The sequence below is a fragment of the Streptomyces sp. ITFR-6 genome (genome assembly GCF_031844725.1).
Taxonomy (GTDB): Bacteria; Actinomycetota; Actinomycetes; order Streptomycetales; family Streptomycetaceae; genus Streptomyces.
On record NZ_CP134612.1, the window covers coordinates 6,529,692 to 6,543,741 of the forward strand.

10 protein-coding genes are annotated in these 14,050 nt (G+C 70.6%); 7 read left to right on the forward strand and 3 right to left on the reverse strand.

Going from position 1 to position 14,050, the window contains the following annotated elements; genetic code table 11:
• The first annotated feature begins 393 nt into the window (after positions 1 to 393).
• Both gltB and RLT59_RS29715 read left to right on the forward strand, forming a co-directional pair.
• On the forward strand, positions 394 to 4,953 hold the full coding sequence (gene gltB, locus RLT59_RS29710; RefSeq protein ID WP_311306252.1) for a glutamate synthase large subunit: 4,560 nt from the start codon (positions 394 to 396) through the stop codon (positions 4,951 to 4,953).
• Complete coding sequence (locus RLT59_RS29715) at positions 4,946 to 6,406, forward strand: glutamate synthase subunit beta (RefSeq protein WP_311306253.1); 1,461 nt, start codon at positions 4,946 to 4,948, stop codon at positions 6,404 to 6,406. The genes gltB and RLT59_RS29715 overlap by 8 nt, the downstream gene beginning before the upstream one ends.
• 111 nt (positions 6,407 to 6,517) lie before the next feature.
• Here the strand turns inward: RLT59_RS29715 and RLT59_RS29720 are convergent, their stop codons facing one another.
• Positions 6,518 to 7,441: a rhomboid family intramembrane serine protease gene (locus RLT59_RS29720; RefSeq protein WP_311306254.1), complete on the reverse strand. Its 924-nt coding sequence runs from the start codon at positions 7,439 to 7,441 to the stop codon at positions 6,518 to 6,520.
• 153 nt (positions 7,442 to 7,594) lie between these two features.
• Between RLT59_RS29720 and RLT59_RS29725 the strand changes: the two genes are divergently transcribed.
• The 5 genes from RLT59_RS29725 to RLT59_RS29745 all read left to right on the forward strand — a co-directional run bounded on the left by RLT59_RS29725 (position 7,595) and on the right by RLT59_RS29745 (position 11,732).
• A complete protein-coding gene (locus tag RLT59_RS29725; protein ID WP_311306255.1) occupies positions 7,595 to 8,185 on the forward strand; it encodes a HutD/Ves family protein in 591 nt (196 codons plus the stop codon).
• A 41-nt stretch (positions 8,186 to 8,226) separates the two neighbouring features.
• Positions 8,227 to 8,730, forward strand: coding sequence for a pyridoxamine 5'-phosphate oxidase family protein (locus tag RLT59_RS29730; protein WP_311306256.1), 504 nt, complete (start codon positions 8,227 to 8,229; stop codon positions 8,728 to 8,730).
• Positions 8,731 to 8,790: 60 nt separating this feature from the next.
• Positions 8,791 to 9,402, forward strand: coding sequence for a TetR/AcrR family transcriptional regulator (locus RLT59_RS29735; RefSeq protein WP_311306257.1), 612 nt, complete (start codon positions 8,791 to 8,793; stop codon positions 9,400 to 9,402).
• 303 nt (positions 9,403 to 9,705) lie between these two features.
• A complete protein-coding gene (locus RLT59_RS29740) occupies positions 9,706 to 9,909 on the forward strand; it encodes a cold-shock protein (protein ID WP_015607926.1) in 204 nt (67 codons plus the stop codon).
• A gap of 242 nt (positions 9,910 to 10,151) precedes the next feature.
• Positions 10,152 to 11,732, forward strand: coding sequence for a DEAD/DEAH box helicase (locus tag RLT59_RS29745; RefSeq protein ID WP_311306258.1), 1,581 nt, complete (start codon positions 10,152 to 10,154; stop codon positions 11,730 to 11,732).
• Positions 11,733 to 12,092: 360 nt separating this feature from the next.
• Here RLT59_RS29745 and RLT59_RS29750 read toward each other — a convergent pair whose 3' ends face one another.
• Positions 12,093 to 13,067, reverse strand: a complete 975-nt coding sequence (locus RLT59_RS29750) for an ankyrin repeat domain-containing protein (protein ID WP_311306259.1) — start codon at positions 13,065 to 13,067, stop codon at positions 12,093 to 12,095.
• 48 nt (positions 13,068 to 13,115) lie between these two features.
• The gene (locus tag RLT59_RS29755; RefSeq protein WP_311306260.1) at positions 13,116 to 14,024 is read right to left on the reverse strand and encodes a hypothetical protein; all 909 of its coding nucleotides are present in this window, start codon (positions 14,022 to 14,024) and stop codon (positions 13,116 to 13,118) included.
• Between the last annotated feature and the right edge of the window lie 26 nt (positions 14,025 to 14,050).

Genomic DNA, 14,050 nt, shown 5'->3' on the forward strand with positions numbered 1-14,050 from the left:
GCCGGGGCCGGAACCACGGTTGCGGCCCGTAACGTGTGCGTCATCCGTGTGACATACGTCCTGATCACCGCCACTGGGCGGAACGTGTTCACGCGACGTAAAATGAGACTCTATGCAGGGCTACACATAAGTAGTCGTTACCCGGCGGTTTCGTTTTCGCTTCCGCCGGGCATGAGCCGTAGACACCGCAGGCAACGACGCCTGCTCTCTGCGGTCTCCCGGGCGCCGATCCTCTGACTGCGACCCCCTCCACCGCCATCAGCGGTGTCCGTATGTTGGAACGAGCTATCCGCTTCTTGAGAAGCGTCCCATCATGTAATCTGCACGAAATTTCGCAGAGGGCCAGAGTCGTCCCTCGGCTGTTCATATGCCACGACGACGACGGGAGAGCCGATGCGCACCGACGCCTGGTCGCCCATGGACGGTCGCCCCGCCCAGCAGGGGATGTACGACCCCCGCAACGAGCACGACGCCTGTGGTGTCGGGTTCGTGGCCACTCTGACCGGTGTGGCCGGCCACGAGCTGGTAGAGCAGGCGCTGACCGTACTGCGCAACCTCGAACACCGCGGCGCCACCGGATCCGAGCCCGACTCCGGTGACGGAGCCGGAATCCTGCTCCAGGTACCGGACGCCTTCCTGCGCGCAGAGGTCCCCTTCGACCTCCCCGAGGCCGGTGCCTACGCCGTCGGCATCGCCTTCCTGCCCGCGGACGACTCCACAGCGGCCGTCAAGGGCCTGGAGAAGATCGCCGCGGAAGAGGGCCTCAAGGTCCTGGGCTGGCGCGACGTGCCGGTCACCCCCGACATCCTCGGCAGGGGCGCCCGCGCCACCATGCCCGAGTTCCGCCAGCTCTTCGTCGCCGACGGCGAGAGCAGCGGCATCGTCCTGGACCGCAAGGCCTTCGTGCTGCGCAAGCGCGCCGAGCGTGAGACCGGGGTCTACTTCCCGTCGCTCTCCGCCCGCACGATCGTCTACAAGGGCATGCTCACCACCGGGCAGCTGGAGCCGTTCTTCCCGGACCTCTCCGACGCCCGCTTCGCCACCACGGTCGCGCTGGTCCACTCCCGCTTCTCCACCAACACCTTCCCGAGCTGGCCGCTCGCACACCCGTACCGCTTCGTCGCGCACAACGGCGAGATCAACACGGTCAAGGGCAACCGCAACTGGATGAAGGCCCGCGAGTCCCAGCTCGCCTCCAGCCTCTTCGGTACGGAGCAGCTGGACCGGATCTTCCCCGTCTGCACCCCGGACGCCTCCGACTCCGCCTCCTTCGACGAGGTCCTGGAACTCCTCCACCTCGGCGGCCGCTCGCTCCCGCACTCCGTGCTGATGATGGTCCCCGAAGCATGGGAGAACCACGCCTCCATGGACCCGGCCCGGCGCGCCTTCTACCGGTACCACTCCACGATGATGGAGCCCTGGGACGGACCGGCCTGCGTCACCTTCACCGACGGCGTCCAGGTCGGCGCGGTCCTCGACCGCAACGGACTGCGCCCCGGCCGCTACTGGGTCACCGACGACGGACTCGTCGTGCTCTCCTCCGAGGTCGGCGTCCTGGACATCGACCCCGCGAAGGTCGTCCGCAAGGGCCGCCTGCAGCCCGGCAAGATGTTCCTCGTCGACACCGCCGAGCACCGCATCATCGAGGACGACGAGATCAAGGCGTCCCTCGCCGCCGAGCAGCCGTACCAGGAGTGGCTGGAAACCGGCGAGATCGAGCTGGAGGACCTCCCCGAGCGGGAGCACATCGTCCACACGCACGCCTCCGTCACCCGCCGCCAGCAGACCTTCGGCTACACGGAGGAAGAGCTCCGCATCATCCTCGCCCCGATGGCCCGCACCGCCGGCGAACCGCTCGGCTCCATGGGCACGGACTCCCCGCTCGCCGCGCTGTCCGCCCGGCCCCGGCTGCTCTTCGACTACTTCACCCAGCTGTTCGCCCAGGTCACCAACCCGCCGCTGGACGCCATCCGCGAGGAGCTCGTCACCTCGCTGCGCTCCACGCTCGGCCCGGCCGGAAACATCCTGGAGCCGACCGCCGCGGCCTGCCGCAGCGTCACGCTCCCGTTCCCGGTGATCGACAACGACGAGCTGGCCAAGCTCATACACATCAACGCCGACGGCGACATGCCGGGCATGAAGGCCGCCACGCTCTCCGGCCTCTACCGGGTCGGCGGCGGCGGCGAGGCGCTGGCCGCACGGATCGAGGAGATCTGTACCGAGGTCGACGCCGCCATAGAGGACGGCGCCCGCCTGATCGTCCTGTCCGACCGGCACTCCGACGCCGAGCACGCACCGATCCCCTCGCTGCTGCTCACCTCGGCCGTCCACCACCACCTCATCCGCACCAAGCAGCGCACCCAGGTGGGCCTGCTGGTCGAGGCCGGTGACGTCCGCGAGGTCCACCACGTCGCGCTGCTGATCGGCTTCGGCGCCGCCGCGGTCAACCCGTACCTGGCCATGGAGTCCGTCGAGGACCTCGTCAGGGCCGGCACCTTCATCGAGGGCATCGAGGCCGAGCAGGCCATCCGCAACCTGATCTACGCACTGGGCAAGGGCGTCCTGAAGGTGATGTCCAAGATGGGCATCTCCACCGTCGCCTCCTACCGGGGCGCCCAGGTCTTCGAGGCCGTCGGCCTCGACCAGTCCTTCGTCGACCGGTACTTCAACGGCACCGCCACCAAGATCGGCGGCGCCGGACTCGACGTCATCGCCAAGGAGGTCGCCGCCCGGCACGCCAAGGGCTACCCGGCCACCGGCATCTCCGCCTCGCACCGCGCGCTGGAGATCGGCGGCGAGTACCAGTGGCGCCGCGAGGGCGAACCGCACCTGTTCGACCCGGACACGGTCTTCCGCCTCCAGCACGCCACCCGCAACCGCCGCTACGACATCTTCAAGCAGTACACGGACCGGGTGAACGAGCAGTCCGAGCGGCTGATGACGCTCCGCGGCCTGTTCGGCTTCACCTCGGACCGCGAGTCCATCGACATCGAAGAGGTCGAGTCCGTCTCGGACCTCGTCAAGCGCTTCTCCACCGGCGCCATGTCCTACGGCTCGATCTCCCGCGAGGCGCACGAGACCCTCGCCATCGCCATGAACCAGCTGGGCGGCAAGTCCAACACCGGCGAGGGTGGCGAGGACGCCGACCGGCTCTACGACCCGGCGCGCCGCTCCTCCATCAAGCAGGTCGCCTCCGGCCGCTTCGGCGTCACCAGCGAGTACCTGGTCAACGCGGACGACATCCAGATCAAGATGGCCCAGGGAGCCAAGCCCGGCGAGGGCGGCCAGCTGCCCGGCCACAAGGTCTACCCGTGGGTCGCCAAGACCCGGCACTCCACCCCCGGTGTCGGCCTGATCTCGCCGCCGCCGCACCACGACATCTACTCCATCGAGGACCTGGCTCAGCTGATCCACGACCTCAAGAACGCCAACCCGGCGGCCCGCATCCACGTGAAGCTGGTCTCCGAGGTCGGCGTCGGCACGGTCGCCGCCGGTGTCTCCAAGGCACACGCGGACGTCGTCCTCATCTCAGGACACGACGGCGGAACGGGCGCCTCCCCGCTCACCTCGCTGAAGCACGCGGGCGGCCCCTGGGAGCTCGGCCTCGCCGAGACCCAGCAGACGCTGCTGCTCAACGGCCTGCGCGACCGCATCGTCGTCCAGACCGACGGCCAGCTCAAGACCGGCCGCGACGTCGTCATCGCCGCACTGCTGGGCGCCGAGGAGTTCGGTTTCGCGACCGCGCCGCTCGTCGTCTCCGGCTGCGTCATGATGCGCGTCTGCCACCTGGACACCTGCCCCGTCGGCATCGCCACCCAGAACCCGGTCCTGCGGGACCGCTTCTCCGGCAAGGCCGAGTACATCGTCAACTTCTTCGAGTTCATCGCCCAGGAAGTCCGCGAGATCCTCGCAGAGCTCGGCTTCCGGACGATCGAGGAGGCCGTCGGCCACGCCGAGCTGCTCGACACCGACCGGGCGATCACGCACTGGAAGGCCCAGGGCCTCGACCTCGCCCCGCTGTTCCACGTCCCCGAGCTGGCCGACGGCGCCGTCCGCCACCAGATCGCGGAGCAGGACCACGGGCTGGACAAGGCGCTGGACAACGAGCTGGTCAAGCTCGCCGCCGACGCCCTGAAGGCCGACAGCGCCGAGGCCGCCCAGCCGGTCCGCGCGCAGATCGCGATCCGCAACATCAACCGGACCGTCGGCACCATGCTCGGCCACGAGGTCACGAAGAAGTTCGGCGGTGCGGGCCTGCCCGAGGACACCATCGACATCACCTTCACCGGCTCCGCGGGCCAGTCCTTCGGCGCCTTCCTCCCCAGCGGTGTGACCCTGCGCCTGGAGGGCGACGCCAACGACTACGTCGGCAAGGGCCTCTCCGGCGGCCGCGTCATCGTCCGCCCGGACCGGGGCGCCGACCACCTCGCGGAGTACTCCACCATCGCGGGCAACACCATCGCCTACGGCGCGACCGGCGGCGAACTGTTCCTGCGCGGCCGCACCGGCGAGCGCTTCTGCGTCCGCAACTCCGGCGCCACGGTCGTCTCCGAAGGCGTGGGCGACCACGGCTGCGAGTACATGACCGGCGGACACGCCGTCGTCCTCGGTGAGACCGGACGCAACTTCGCGGCCGGCATGTCGGGCGGCGTCGCCTACGTCATCGACCTCCAGCGCGACCACGTCAACGTCGGGAACCTCGGCGCCGTCGAGGAGCTCTCCGACACCGACAAGCAGTGGCTGCACGACGTCGTGCGCCGCCACCAGGAGGAGACCGGATCCACGGTCGCCGAGAAGCTCCTCGCCGAGTGGGACACCGCCGTGACCCGCTTCAGCAAGATCATCCCGTCCACCTACAAGGCAGTGCTCGCCGCCAAGGACGCCGCTGAGCTCGCCGGTCTCTCCGAGCAGGAGACCACCGAGAAGATGATGGAGGCGGCGACCAATGGCTGACCCCAAGGGCTTCCTGACCACCGGCCGCGAGGTCGCCAAGACCCGCCCCGTGGATGAGCGCGTCAAGGACTGGAACGAGGTCTACGTTCCGGGCTCCCTGCTGCCGATCATCAGCAAGCAGGCCGGCCGTTGCATGGACTGCGGCATCCCGTTCTGCCACAACGGCTGTCCGCTCGGAAACCTGATCCCCGAGTGGAACGACTACGCCTACCGCGAGGACTGGACCGCCGCGTCCGAGCGCCTGCACGCCACGAACAACTTCCCGGAGTTCACCGGGCGGCTCTGCCCCGCCCCGTGCGAGTCGGCGTGCGTGCTCGGCATCAACCAGCCGGCCGTCACCATCAAGAACGTCGAAGTCTCCATCATCGACCAGGCGTGGGACCGCGGCGACGTCACCCCGCAGCCGCCCGAGCGCCTCTCCGGCAAGACCGTCGCCGTCATCGGCTCGGGACCGGCCGGACTCGCCGCCGCCCAGCAGCTGACCCGGGCCGGCCACACGGTCGCCGTCTACGAGCGCGCGGACCGCATCGGGGGACTCCTCCGGTACGGCATCCCCGAGTTCAAGATGGAGAAGTCGCACATCAACCGCCGCATCGAGCAGATGCGCGCGGAGGGCACCAAGTTCCGCACCGAGGTCGAGGTCGGCAAGGACGTCGACGCGGCCAAGCTGCGCCGCCGCTACGACGCCGTCGTCATCGCCGCCGGTGCCACCGTCTCCCGCGACCTGCCCGTCCCGGGCCGCGAGCTGAACGGCGTGCACTTCGCGATGGAGTACCTGCCGCTCGCCAACAAGGTGCAGGAGGGCGACCTGACGGTCTCCCCGATCACCGCCGAGGGCAAGCACGTCGTCGTCATCGGCGGCGGCGACACCGGCGCCGACTGTGTCGGCACCGCCCACCGGCAGGGCGCGCTCTCCGTCACCCAGCTGGAGATCATGCCCCGGCCGGGCGAGGACCGGAACGCCAACCAGCCCTGGCCGACCTTCCCCATGCTCTACAAGGTCACCTCCGCGCACGAGGAGGGCGGCGAGCGGATCTACTCCGTCTCCACCACCCACTTCGAGGGCGACGAGGACGGCAACGTCCAGTCCCTCCACCTCATCGAGGTGGAGTTCAAGGACGGCAAGCTGGAGCAGAAGACCGGCACCGAGCGGGTCATCCCGGCGCAGCTGGTCACCCTCGCCATGGGCTTCACCGGCACCGACCAGGCCAACGGCCTCGTCCAGCAGTTCGGCGTGGAACTCGATGCCCGTGGCAACGTCGCCCGCGACGACCAGTACGCTACGAATGTCGACGGCGTGTTCGTCGCCGGTGACGCCGGCCGAGGCCAGTCCCTCATCGTGTGGGCCATCGCCGAGGGCCGCTCCGCGGCACGCGGCGTGGACCGCTTCCTCACCGGGGCCAGCGCACTGCCGGCCCCGATCCGCCCGACGGACCGTTCCATGATGGTCTGATCACGGCACACAGACGTCCCGTACAACGGCGTACGGAACTGAACGCGGCGCCTGCCCGTCCCCGACCGGACGATTCGGCAGGCGCCGTGGCGCATCCCGGGCCGGGCACGCTCAGCCCGTCAGCGCCGACGTCTTGAGGACCACCAGCAGCACCAGTACCGCGGACAGCACCACACACCCGGCGGCCTGGACCGAGGTACGGCGCTCCGCCGGGGCGTACGCGTAGACCACCGTCACCACCGCACCGGTCAGCAGCCCGCCCAGATGGCCCTGCCACGAGGTGAACCCGGCCGAGACCACCATCCACACCAGGAACCCGGCCAGGAACCTGTTCACCGCATGCATGTCCCGGCCCAGCCGCCGGCTGATCACATAGAAGGCCGCCGCGAGCCCGAACACCGCGCCGGAGGCGCCCACCGAGGTGTCCAGCGGCGCGACCAGGTACACCAGCACCGAACCGCCCAGCGCGGACAGCAGGTACAGCGCGAGGAAGCGGACCCGCCCCAGCTGCTCCTCCACGACCCGGCCCAGGTTCCAGAGCGCGTACACGTTGAAGACGATGTGCAGCACCCCTAACGGCACCGAACCGAGGGCGGACCCGTCGGGCGGCAGGTGCAGGAAGGCGCCGGTCAGCAGCCGGTACCACTCACCGCCCAGCACCCCGGTCACCTCGAAGCCGGGGATGCCGCCGCTCTCGTAGACGTACCTGACGCCGTCCGGGCCGGTCAGCTCCGCACCCGTCATGCCGAACCGGTCCACGATCCCCGGGCGCACCAGCTCGGCCAGGTACACCAGGATGTTCAGGCCCATCAGTACATAGGTGACGAGCGGAACCGCGCTCCTGGCCACCGCCCCGCCGAACACCGTCCGCGGCTGCCGGACCGAACGCCGCCCCTCCTTCACGCACTCCACGCAGTGGTGGCCGACCGAGGCCGCACGCATGCAGTCGGGGCAGATGAAGCGCTCGCAACGGGTACAGCTCACATACGTCTCGTACGAGGGGTGGCGGTAGCACGTGGTGATGGCGGCCTCCATGGCCGGCTCCTTCATCGGTGAACGGGGTAAGAGCGGCCGGTGGGGGGCGGCGGCGATCAAGATAGCGAACCCCGGGGGACCGCTGAGCAGCAGGGGTTACGGGACAGCCCTTAGGCTCGGTGTCCCTGCCCCCGTCGAGACCGGAGCACTCCCATGACCTCAGAGGCGTTCCGGATCCTGCGCGCGGCCGGCCGGGCTCCGGCCCCCTGGAAGAACGGCGGGGGAGTCACCCGCGAGATCGCGGCGGCGCCCGGCCCGGCGGGCGACGGCTTCGACTGGCGGGTCAGCCTCGCGGACGTCACGGAGGACGGGCCGTTCTCCGCGTTCCCCGGCGTGGACCGCACCCTGACCGTGGTGGAGGGCGCCGGTATGGACCTCATGGTGGACGGTGAGCACCACATCGTCGACGAGCCGTACTGGCCCCACGAATTCCCGGGCGACGTGGCGACCGGCGGACGGCTGCTGGCGGGCCCGGTCGTCAACCTCAACGTGATGCACCGCAGGGACCGCGTACGGGCCGAGGTGGCGGTCGTACGCGGCGCCCTGCGGCTGGCGGCGCCCGAGGGCGGGGTGGTGCTGGCCGTGGCGCTGGAGGACGGCGCCGCCGTCGACGGCACGGACACCGGACTCGGCCGCTACGACGCGGTGTCGCTGCACGGCCGCGCGTCGTGCGTGCTGCGGACGTACGGGTACGCGGCGCTGATCACGCTGTCGGCATGTGGGCCCGGCGAAGTCCGGCCGTAATCCCGACAGCGGCTGTCGGGATTACGGGGTTCGATGAACTCATGACATCGAACTCCTGGGCAGACTTCCGGACCGCGGAACCCGACTTCGCCGACACCGTGCGACGGCGCTTCGGGCTGTACAAGCACCATGTCCTGGCCACCCTCCGGAAGGACGGCTCGCCCCGCGTGACCGGGCTCGAAGTGGACTTCTGGCTCGACGAGCCGTTCCTCGGCATGATGCCGAACTCGCGCAAGGCGCTGGACCTGCGCCGCGACCCCCGCTTCGCGGTGCACGCCAATCCCGGACCCGGCGCCGAGATGGCCGACGGGGACGTGCGGATCTCGGGGCGCGCGGTCGAGGTGACCGACGCCGGACTGCTGGCCCGTTTCATCAGCGAGCGGACACCACCGGAGCCCTTCCACCTCTTCCGGGTGGAGCCCACCGAGGTGGTACGCGTAGGGATCGAGGGCGGCGACACCATGGTCATCCAGTCCTGGCGCCCCGGCCTCCCGGTGCGCACGATCCGCCGGGGCAACGACGACGGGTCGACGACAGCGCCCTGACCGGCCGGGGAGGGGTGACGCGGTGGCCGTGCCACCGTCCCCCGGGCGGAGAATGGACGGGTGCCTACCAAGAAGAAGCCACAGGCGACGCCTTCCCCCGAGCGGCGCGGCGAGCTGCTCGCCACCGCCGCGGAGGTGTTCGCCGCGCAGGGATACAACGCCACGACCGTCCGCCGCATCGCGGACGCGGCCGGAATGCTCGCGGGCAGCCTCTACTACCACTTCGATTCCAAGGAATCGATGGTCGACGAGATCCTCTCCACCTTCCTGAACGAGCTGTGGGAGGGGTACGACGCGGTGCTCGCCGCCGGGCTCGGCCCCAGGGAGACCATCGAGGCGCTCGTCACCGAGTCCTTCCGTGAGATCGACCGGCACCGTGCCGCCGTCGCCATCTACCAGAAGGAGTCGCAGCACCTGGCGGACCGGCCGAGGTTCCAGTACCTCGTCGACTCCCAGCAGAAGTTCGAGAAGGCCTGGCTCGGCACCCTGGAGCGCGGAGTCGCGGACCGGGTCTTCCGTGCCGATCTCGACGTCCGCCTCACCTACCGGTTCGTCCGCGACACCGTCTGGGTCGCCGCCTCCTGGTACCGGCCGGGCGGACAGCACAGCCCGGAGGAGATCGCCCGCCAGTACCTCTCGATGGTCCTGGACGGGATCGCGCTGCGCGGCTGAGGCGGTCCGGAGACCCCGGCGGCCTCTCTTCGGCGATCTTCGAACGGCTCCGGCCCTTGCGCCCCATGGGTTCACCCGGAAAACAGCCGGCCGGCGGCGTGGCGTGTCCCACCGCTGGTCGGCAGATCGTGCTACGGTGGTCCGGTTGCAGTTTTGGTACCCATGAACTTTATGTGCGCCTGACGGGAATGCTTCCTCAGGCGCTTTATTGTTTTCCGGCTTTCTCCGGGTGGGGCTCAATGCGGCGACTTGGAATTCGTAAAGTGCGGATTTCCGGCACTGCACCTGTTTTAGGAGAATGACATGGCTACTGGAACCGTGAAGTGGTTCAACTCGGAAAAGGGCTTCGGCTTCATCGAGCAGGACGGCGGCGGCGCTGACGTCTTCGCCCACTACTCCAACATCGCCACCCAGGGCTTCCGTGAGCTCCAGGAGGGCCAGAAGGTCTCCTTCGACGTCACGCAGGGCCAGAAGGGCCCGCAGGCGGAGAACATCGTCCCGGCCTAATTGCCGGACGCGTACCTCGCAGCCGGGGCCCGCACCGTGAAGGTGCGGGCCCCGGCTTGTGCTGTCCCTGGGAATACGTACGTTCCGGGCGTCCTCGGGCGCCCCGCACCGGGTGCGACGAAGCACCCCGGGTGTCCCGGGCCCCCGCGCACCGCGTGCGGCAGTCCGCATTCCGCGCGGGCCCCGGCAATGTCCCAGCAGTCCCACGTAGTTCCCAGGAATCCCCAGGAGGGCAATTCCGTATGACCCGCTCCGAACGTCAGGACCGTCCCGCCCGCAATCGCCCGTCGAGGGGGCGTGGCACGGCCCAGGCAAAGGCAACCGCACAGGGTTCCGGCAAGGGATCCGGCAAGGCGTCGCCGCGTCGCAAGGCCACGCCGCCGCAGGGTGAGTTCGCCCTGCCCGAAACCATGACCCCCGCACTGCCCGCCGTCGAGGCGTTCGCCGAGCTGGACATGCCCGCCGCCCTGCTGAAAACCCTTGCCGCGCAGGGCGTCACCGACCCCTTCCCGATCCAGGGCGCCACCCTGCCGAACTCGCTGGCCGGCCGGGACATCCTCGGCCGGGGCCGCACCGGCTCCGGCAAGACCCTCGCCTTCGGCCTCGCGCTGCTGGCCCGCACCGCCGGACGGCGCTCCGAGCCGAAGGCGCCGCTCGTCCTCGTCCTCGTCCCGACCCGCGAGCTCGCCCAGCAGGTCACCGACGCGCTGACGCCCTACGCCACCGCCGTCAACCTGCGGATGGCCACCGTCGTCGGCGGGATGTCGATCAGCAAGCAGTCCGGCACCCTGCGCCGCGGCGCCGAGGTGCTCGTCGCCACGCCGGGCCGGCTCAAGGACCTCATCGAACGCGGCGACTGCCGCCTCGACCAGGTCGCCGTCACCGTCCTCGACGAGGCCGACCAGATGGCCGACATGGGCTTCATGCCGCAGGTCGTCGCCCTGCTCAAGCAGGTCGAGCCGGACGGGCAGCGGATGCTCTTCTCCGCGACCCTGGACAAGAACATCGACCGGCTGGTCAAGATGTTCCTGACCGACCCCGTCGTGCACTCGGTCGACCCGTCCGCCGGTGCCGTCACCACAATGGAGCACCACGTGCTCCACGTGCTCGACGAGACCGACAAGAAGGCCGTCGCCACGAAGATCGCCGCCCGCGAGGGCCGGGTGATCATGTTCGTCGACACCAAGCGCGCCGCCGACCGCTTCGCCAAGCGGCTGCTCGCCAGCGGTGTCCGGGCCGCCGCCCTGCACGGCGGACGCTCGCAGCCGCAGCGCAACCGGACCCTGGACCAGTTCAAGAACGGCCAGGTCACGGCGCTCGTCGCGACGAACGTGGCGGCGCGCGGCATCCACGTCGACGACCTCGACCTGGTCGTCAACGTGGACCCGCCCACCGACCACAAGGACTACCTCCACCGCGGCGGGCGCACGGCGCGCGCCGGGGAGTCCGGCAGCGTCGTCACGCTGGTGCTGCCCGAGGAGAAGCGGGAGATGACCCGGCTGATGCAGGACGCGGGCATCGCGCCGCGCACCACCCGGATCAAGTCCACCGACGAGGAGCTGACCCGGATCACCGGTGCGCGTGAGCCCTCCGGCATCGCCATCGTGGTCGAGATCCCGCAGCCGACCCAGCCCAAGCCGCGCACCACCCGGTCCGGTTCCACCGGGTCCGGTACCGGCGGCGGCTTCCGCTCGGGCACGCGTGGGCGTGGCCGGCGCGGATCCGGAGCGGGCGGCGCCGGATCCGCCGGTACCGGCGGTGCGGGTCGCGCCGGCGGCTCCGGCCGCAGCGGTGCGCCCGCGCGCGGGCGTCGCGCGGCCTAGGGCCTGTCTTCAAACTGCCGTCTGCCGGGCGACGCCATGCACGCACTCTCGCCGCACCGGCCCCAGACCCCAGTACGTCCAGTACAGGGGCCTGGGGCCGGCACGCCGAGAAATGGGGTCTCCCCTGCTCGAACGAAGCCGAGAGCTTGGGGAAGCACCTGACGCCGCCCGGCCGCCCTTCGGGCAACGACGGCAATTTGAAGACAGACCCTAGCGGAATCCAGCCCGTCCGGCGACGGAGGACGGAAGCGGGCCCGGGAGCACCCGGCTGACGCTTCGTCCTCAATCGCCGGACGGGCTTGTCTGCGCCCGACGGGCTTGTCTGCGCGCGGCGGGCTTGTTCGGGTGCGCAGCGTCAGATCAACCCAGCCGGGACAGGACATCCGCGCCGAACGCCCGGCGCTGCGGATCGTCCGCCGCGCACCACGCGAGCGCCGCCTGCCGGGTCTCCTCGTCGCCGCGCTCGCGCAGCGCCTCCGCGGAGGCCTGCCAGTTGTCCAGCTCCGGGGCACCGGAGCGCAGCGCCCGCCGGGCCAGCTCCTCGAACGGGGCCAGCAGCCCCAGCTCGTTCTCCAGGAGCGTGGCGATCGCGCCGTGCCCCGTCTGCTGGTCCCGGCCCGCGAACGGCTCCCCGTTCCCGCGCACCAGCTCGACCGTCAGCGTCTCCCCGCCGTCGACGACGGCACGGTGCACCCGTACGTGGTGCGCGTCCGTGTCCCCGTACGCCTCCAGCAGTCCGCCCCGCATCTCCTGCTCCAGGTCCACGTCCAGCATCCGGCGCGCCTCGTCCAGCGCCTCCTCCAACGCCCCCTCCGGTGCTCCCGCACCGTGGTGCAGCAGCGCCCGCACGGTCTCCAGGGAGCCTCTGCGGGCGGCCAGGAAGAGCGGAGCCTCGCCCTCCGGCCCCGGCAGACACGGATCGGCGCCATGGGCCAGCAGGGTGCGCGCGGTCCCCGCGTGGCCGAGCCCCACCGCCCAGCGCAGCGCCGTGAACCCGAACTGCTCACGCAGATCCGGCCGGGCGCCCGCGGAGAGCAGCGCCTCGACCACCTCGGTGTGACCGCCGCACGCCGCCCCGCAGATCGGCAGGTCGCCCGATTCCGGACCACAGGCCCGGTCCGGATCGGCGCCCGCGGCGAGGAGCAGCCGCACCACGCCCGGCCGGTCGGAGACCGAGGCCAGGTACAGCGGGCTCGCGCCGTCCTCGTCGGACGACTCCACGGGCACCCCGGCGCGGAGCAGCCGTACGACGGCGTCCTCGCCCTCGTACACGGCGTCGAACAGGCTCTGCCCGTCCACCGCCGGATACGCCCGCGTCATCGGATCTTCTGCCACATTTCGACTGTAATACCTTTCGAGCCAGGGCCCGTTGCGGGCGGCGGCTCAGGTCGTGCAGTCCAGCACCGTGCGGCACAGCGCGCACCTGGCCCGCACCCGGCCGCGCACCGGCACCCGGTTGCGCTGATGGCAGGTCGGGCACGCGAAGGCGACCCGCAGCCCGTCCCGGCCGGTCTCGAAGGCGTACGGGGGCTCGGGGCCCGGGGCGGAGGCCGCACCGGGATGGTCCTGGGCGTACCGCCGGTCCTTGGCGTACCGGCGCCGGCCCGCCCAGCCGGCCGCCGTCAGCGGCGGCTGCAGGCTCTCGCGAAGCGCCTGCGCCCGGCCCTTCGTGTACGCGGTGTAGGCCTGCGGGCTGGTGAACCAGGGCGAGGGGTCCTCGTCGAAGGCGAGTGCCCGCTTGGCCAGCACGTACCCGAACTCCTCCGGGGTGAGATAGCCGAGCTTCTGACTGGAGACGGCGTCCTCCCGGAACGCGTCCAGCAGCAGCCAGCCCGCCCCCAGATAGGCGGCCGCGGTGTCGGTGAGGATCTCGTTGTCACGGGTCCCCGGGAACTCAAGGCCGAGCCGGTGCAGCAGCACATGCGTGACCTCGTGCGACAGCGCGGCCCCGATGTCCCTGCGGTGGGTGCGGAACCGGTCGTTGAGCTCGATGAAGTACTCCGGACCGGCCGCGAGTTCGACACTCCCCGCATGCTCCATCGCACGGAACGCCACCACCATCCGGGCGTCCGGCAGCCGCAGGTGCCGCACCATCGCCCGCGCCACGCGCTGCGCGCCGAGATGCAGATCGTCCGCGTCCGCGAAGGCGGCGTCCACCGGCGGCAGGCTCGGCGCGAACCGGTGCACACCGTCGTACGAGAGCCGCCGGTACAGCGCGGTGATCGCGGAGCGGACGGTGTCCAGGTGCGGGAAGCCGTGCACCACCGGGCTGCCGTGAGGGCTGTCGCTCACACCCTCACCCCCGTCCGTACCACTCG

Coding starts and splice junctions, on each gene's coding strand:
- gltB (WP_311306252.1), top strand. CDS start 394: ATGCGCACCGACGCCTGGTCGCCCATGGACGGTCGCCCCGCCCAGCAG.
- RLT59_RS29715 (WP_311306253.1), top strand. CDS start 4,946: ATGGCTGACCCCAAGGGCTTCCTGACCACCGGCCGCGAGGTCGCCAAG.
- RLT59_RS29720 (WP_311306254.1), bottom strand. CDS start 7,441: ATGGAGGCCGCCATCACCACGTGCTACCGCCACCCCTCGTACGAGACG.
- RLT59_RS29725 (WP_311306255.1), top strand. CDS start 7,595: ATGACCTCAGAGGCGTTCCGGATCCTGCGCGCGGCCGGCCGGGCTCCG.
- RLT59_RS29730 (WP_311306256.1), top strand. CDS start 8,227: ATGACATCGAACTCCTGGGCAGACTTCCGGACCGCGGAACCCGACTTC.
- RLT59_RS29740 (WP_015607926.1), top strand. CDS start 9,706: ATGGCTACTGGAACCGTGAAGTGGTTCAACTCGGAAAAGGGCTTCGGC.
- RLT59_RS29745 (WP_311306258.1), top strand. CDS start 10,152: ATGACCCGCTCCGAACGTCAGGACCGTCCCGCCCGCAATCGCCCGTCG.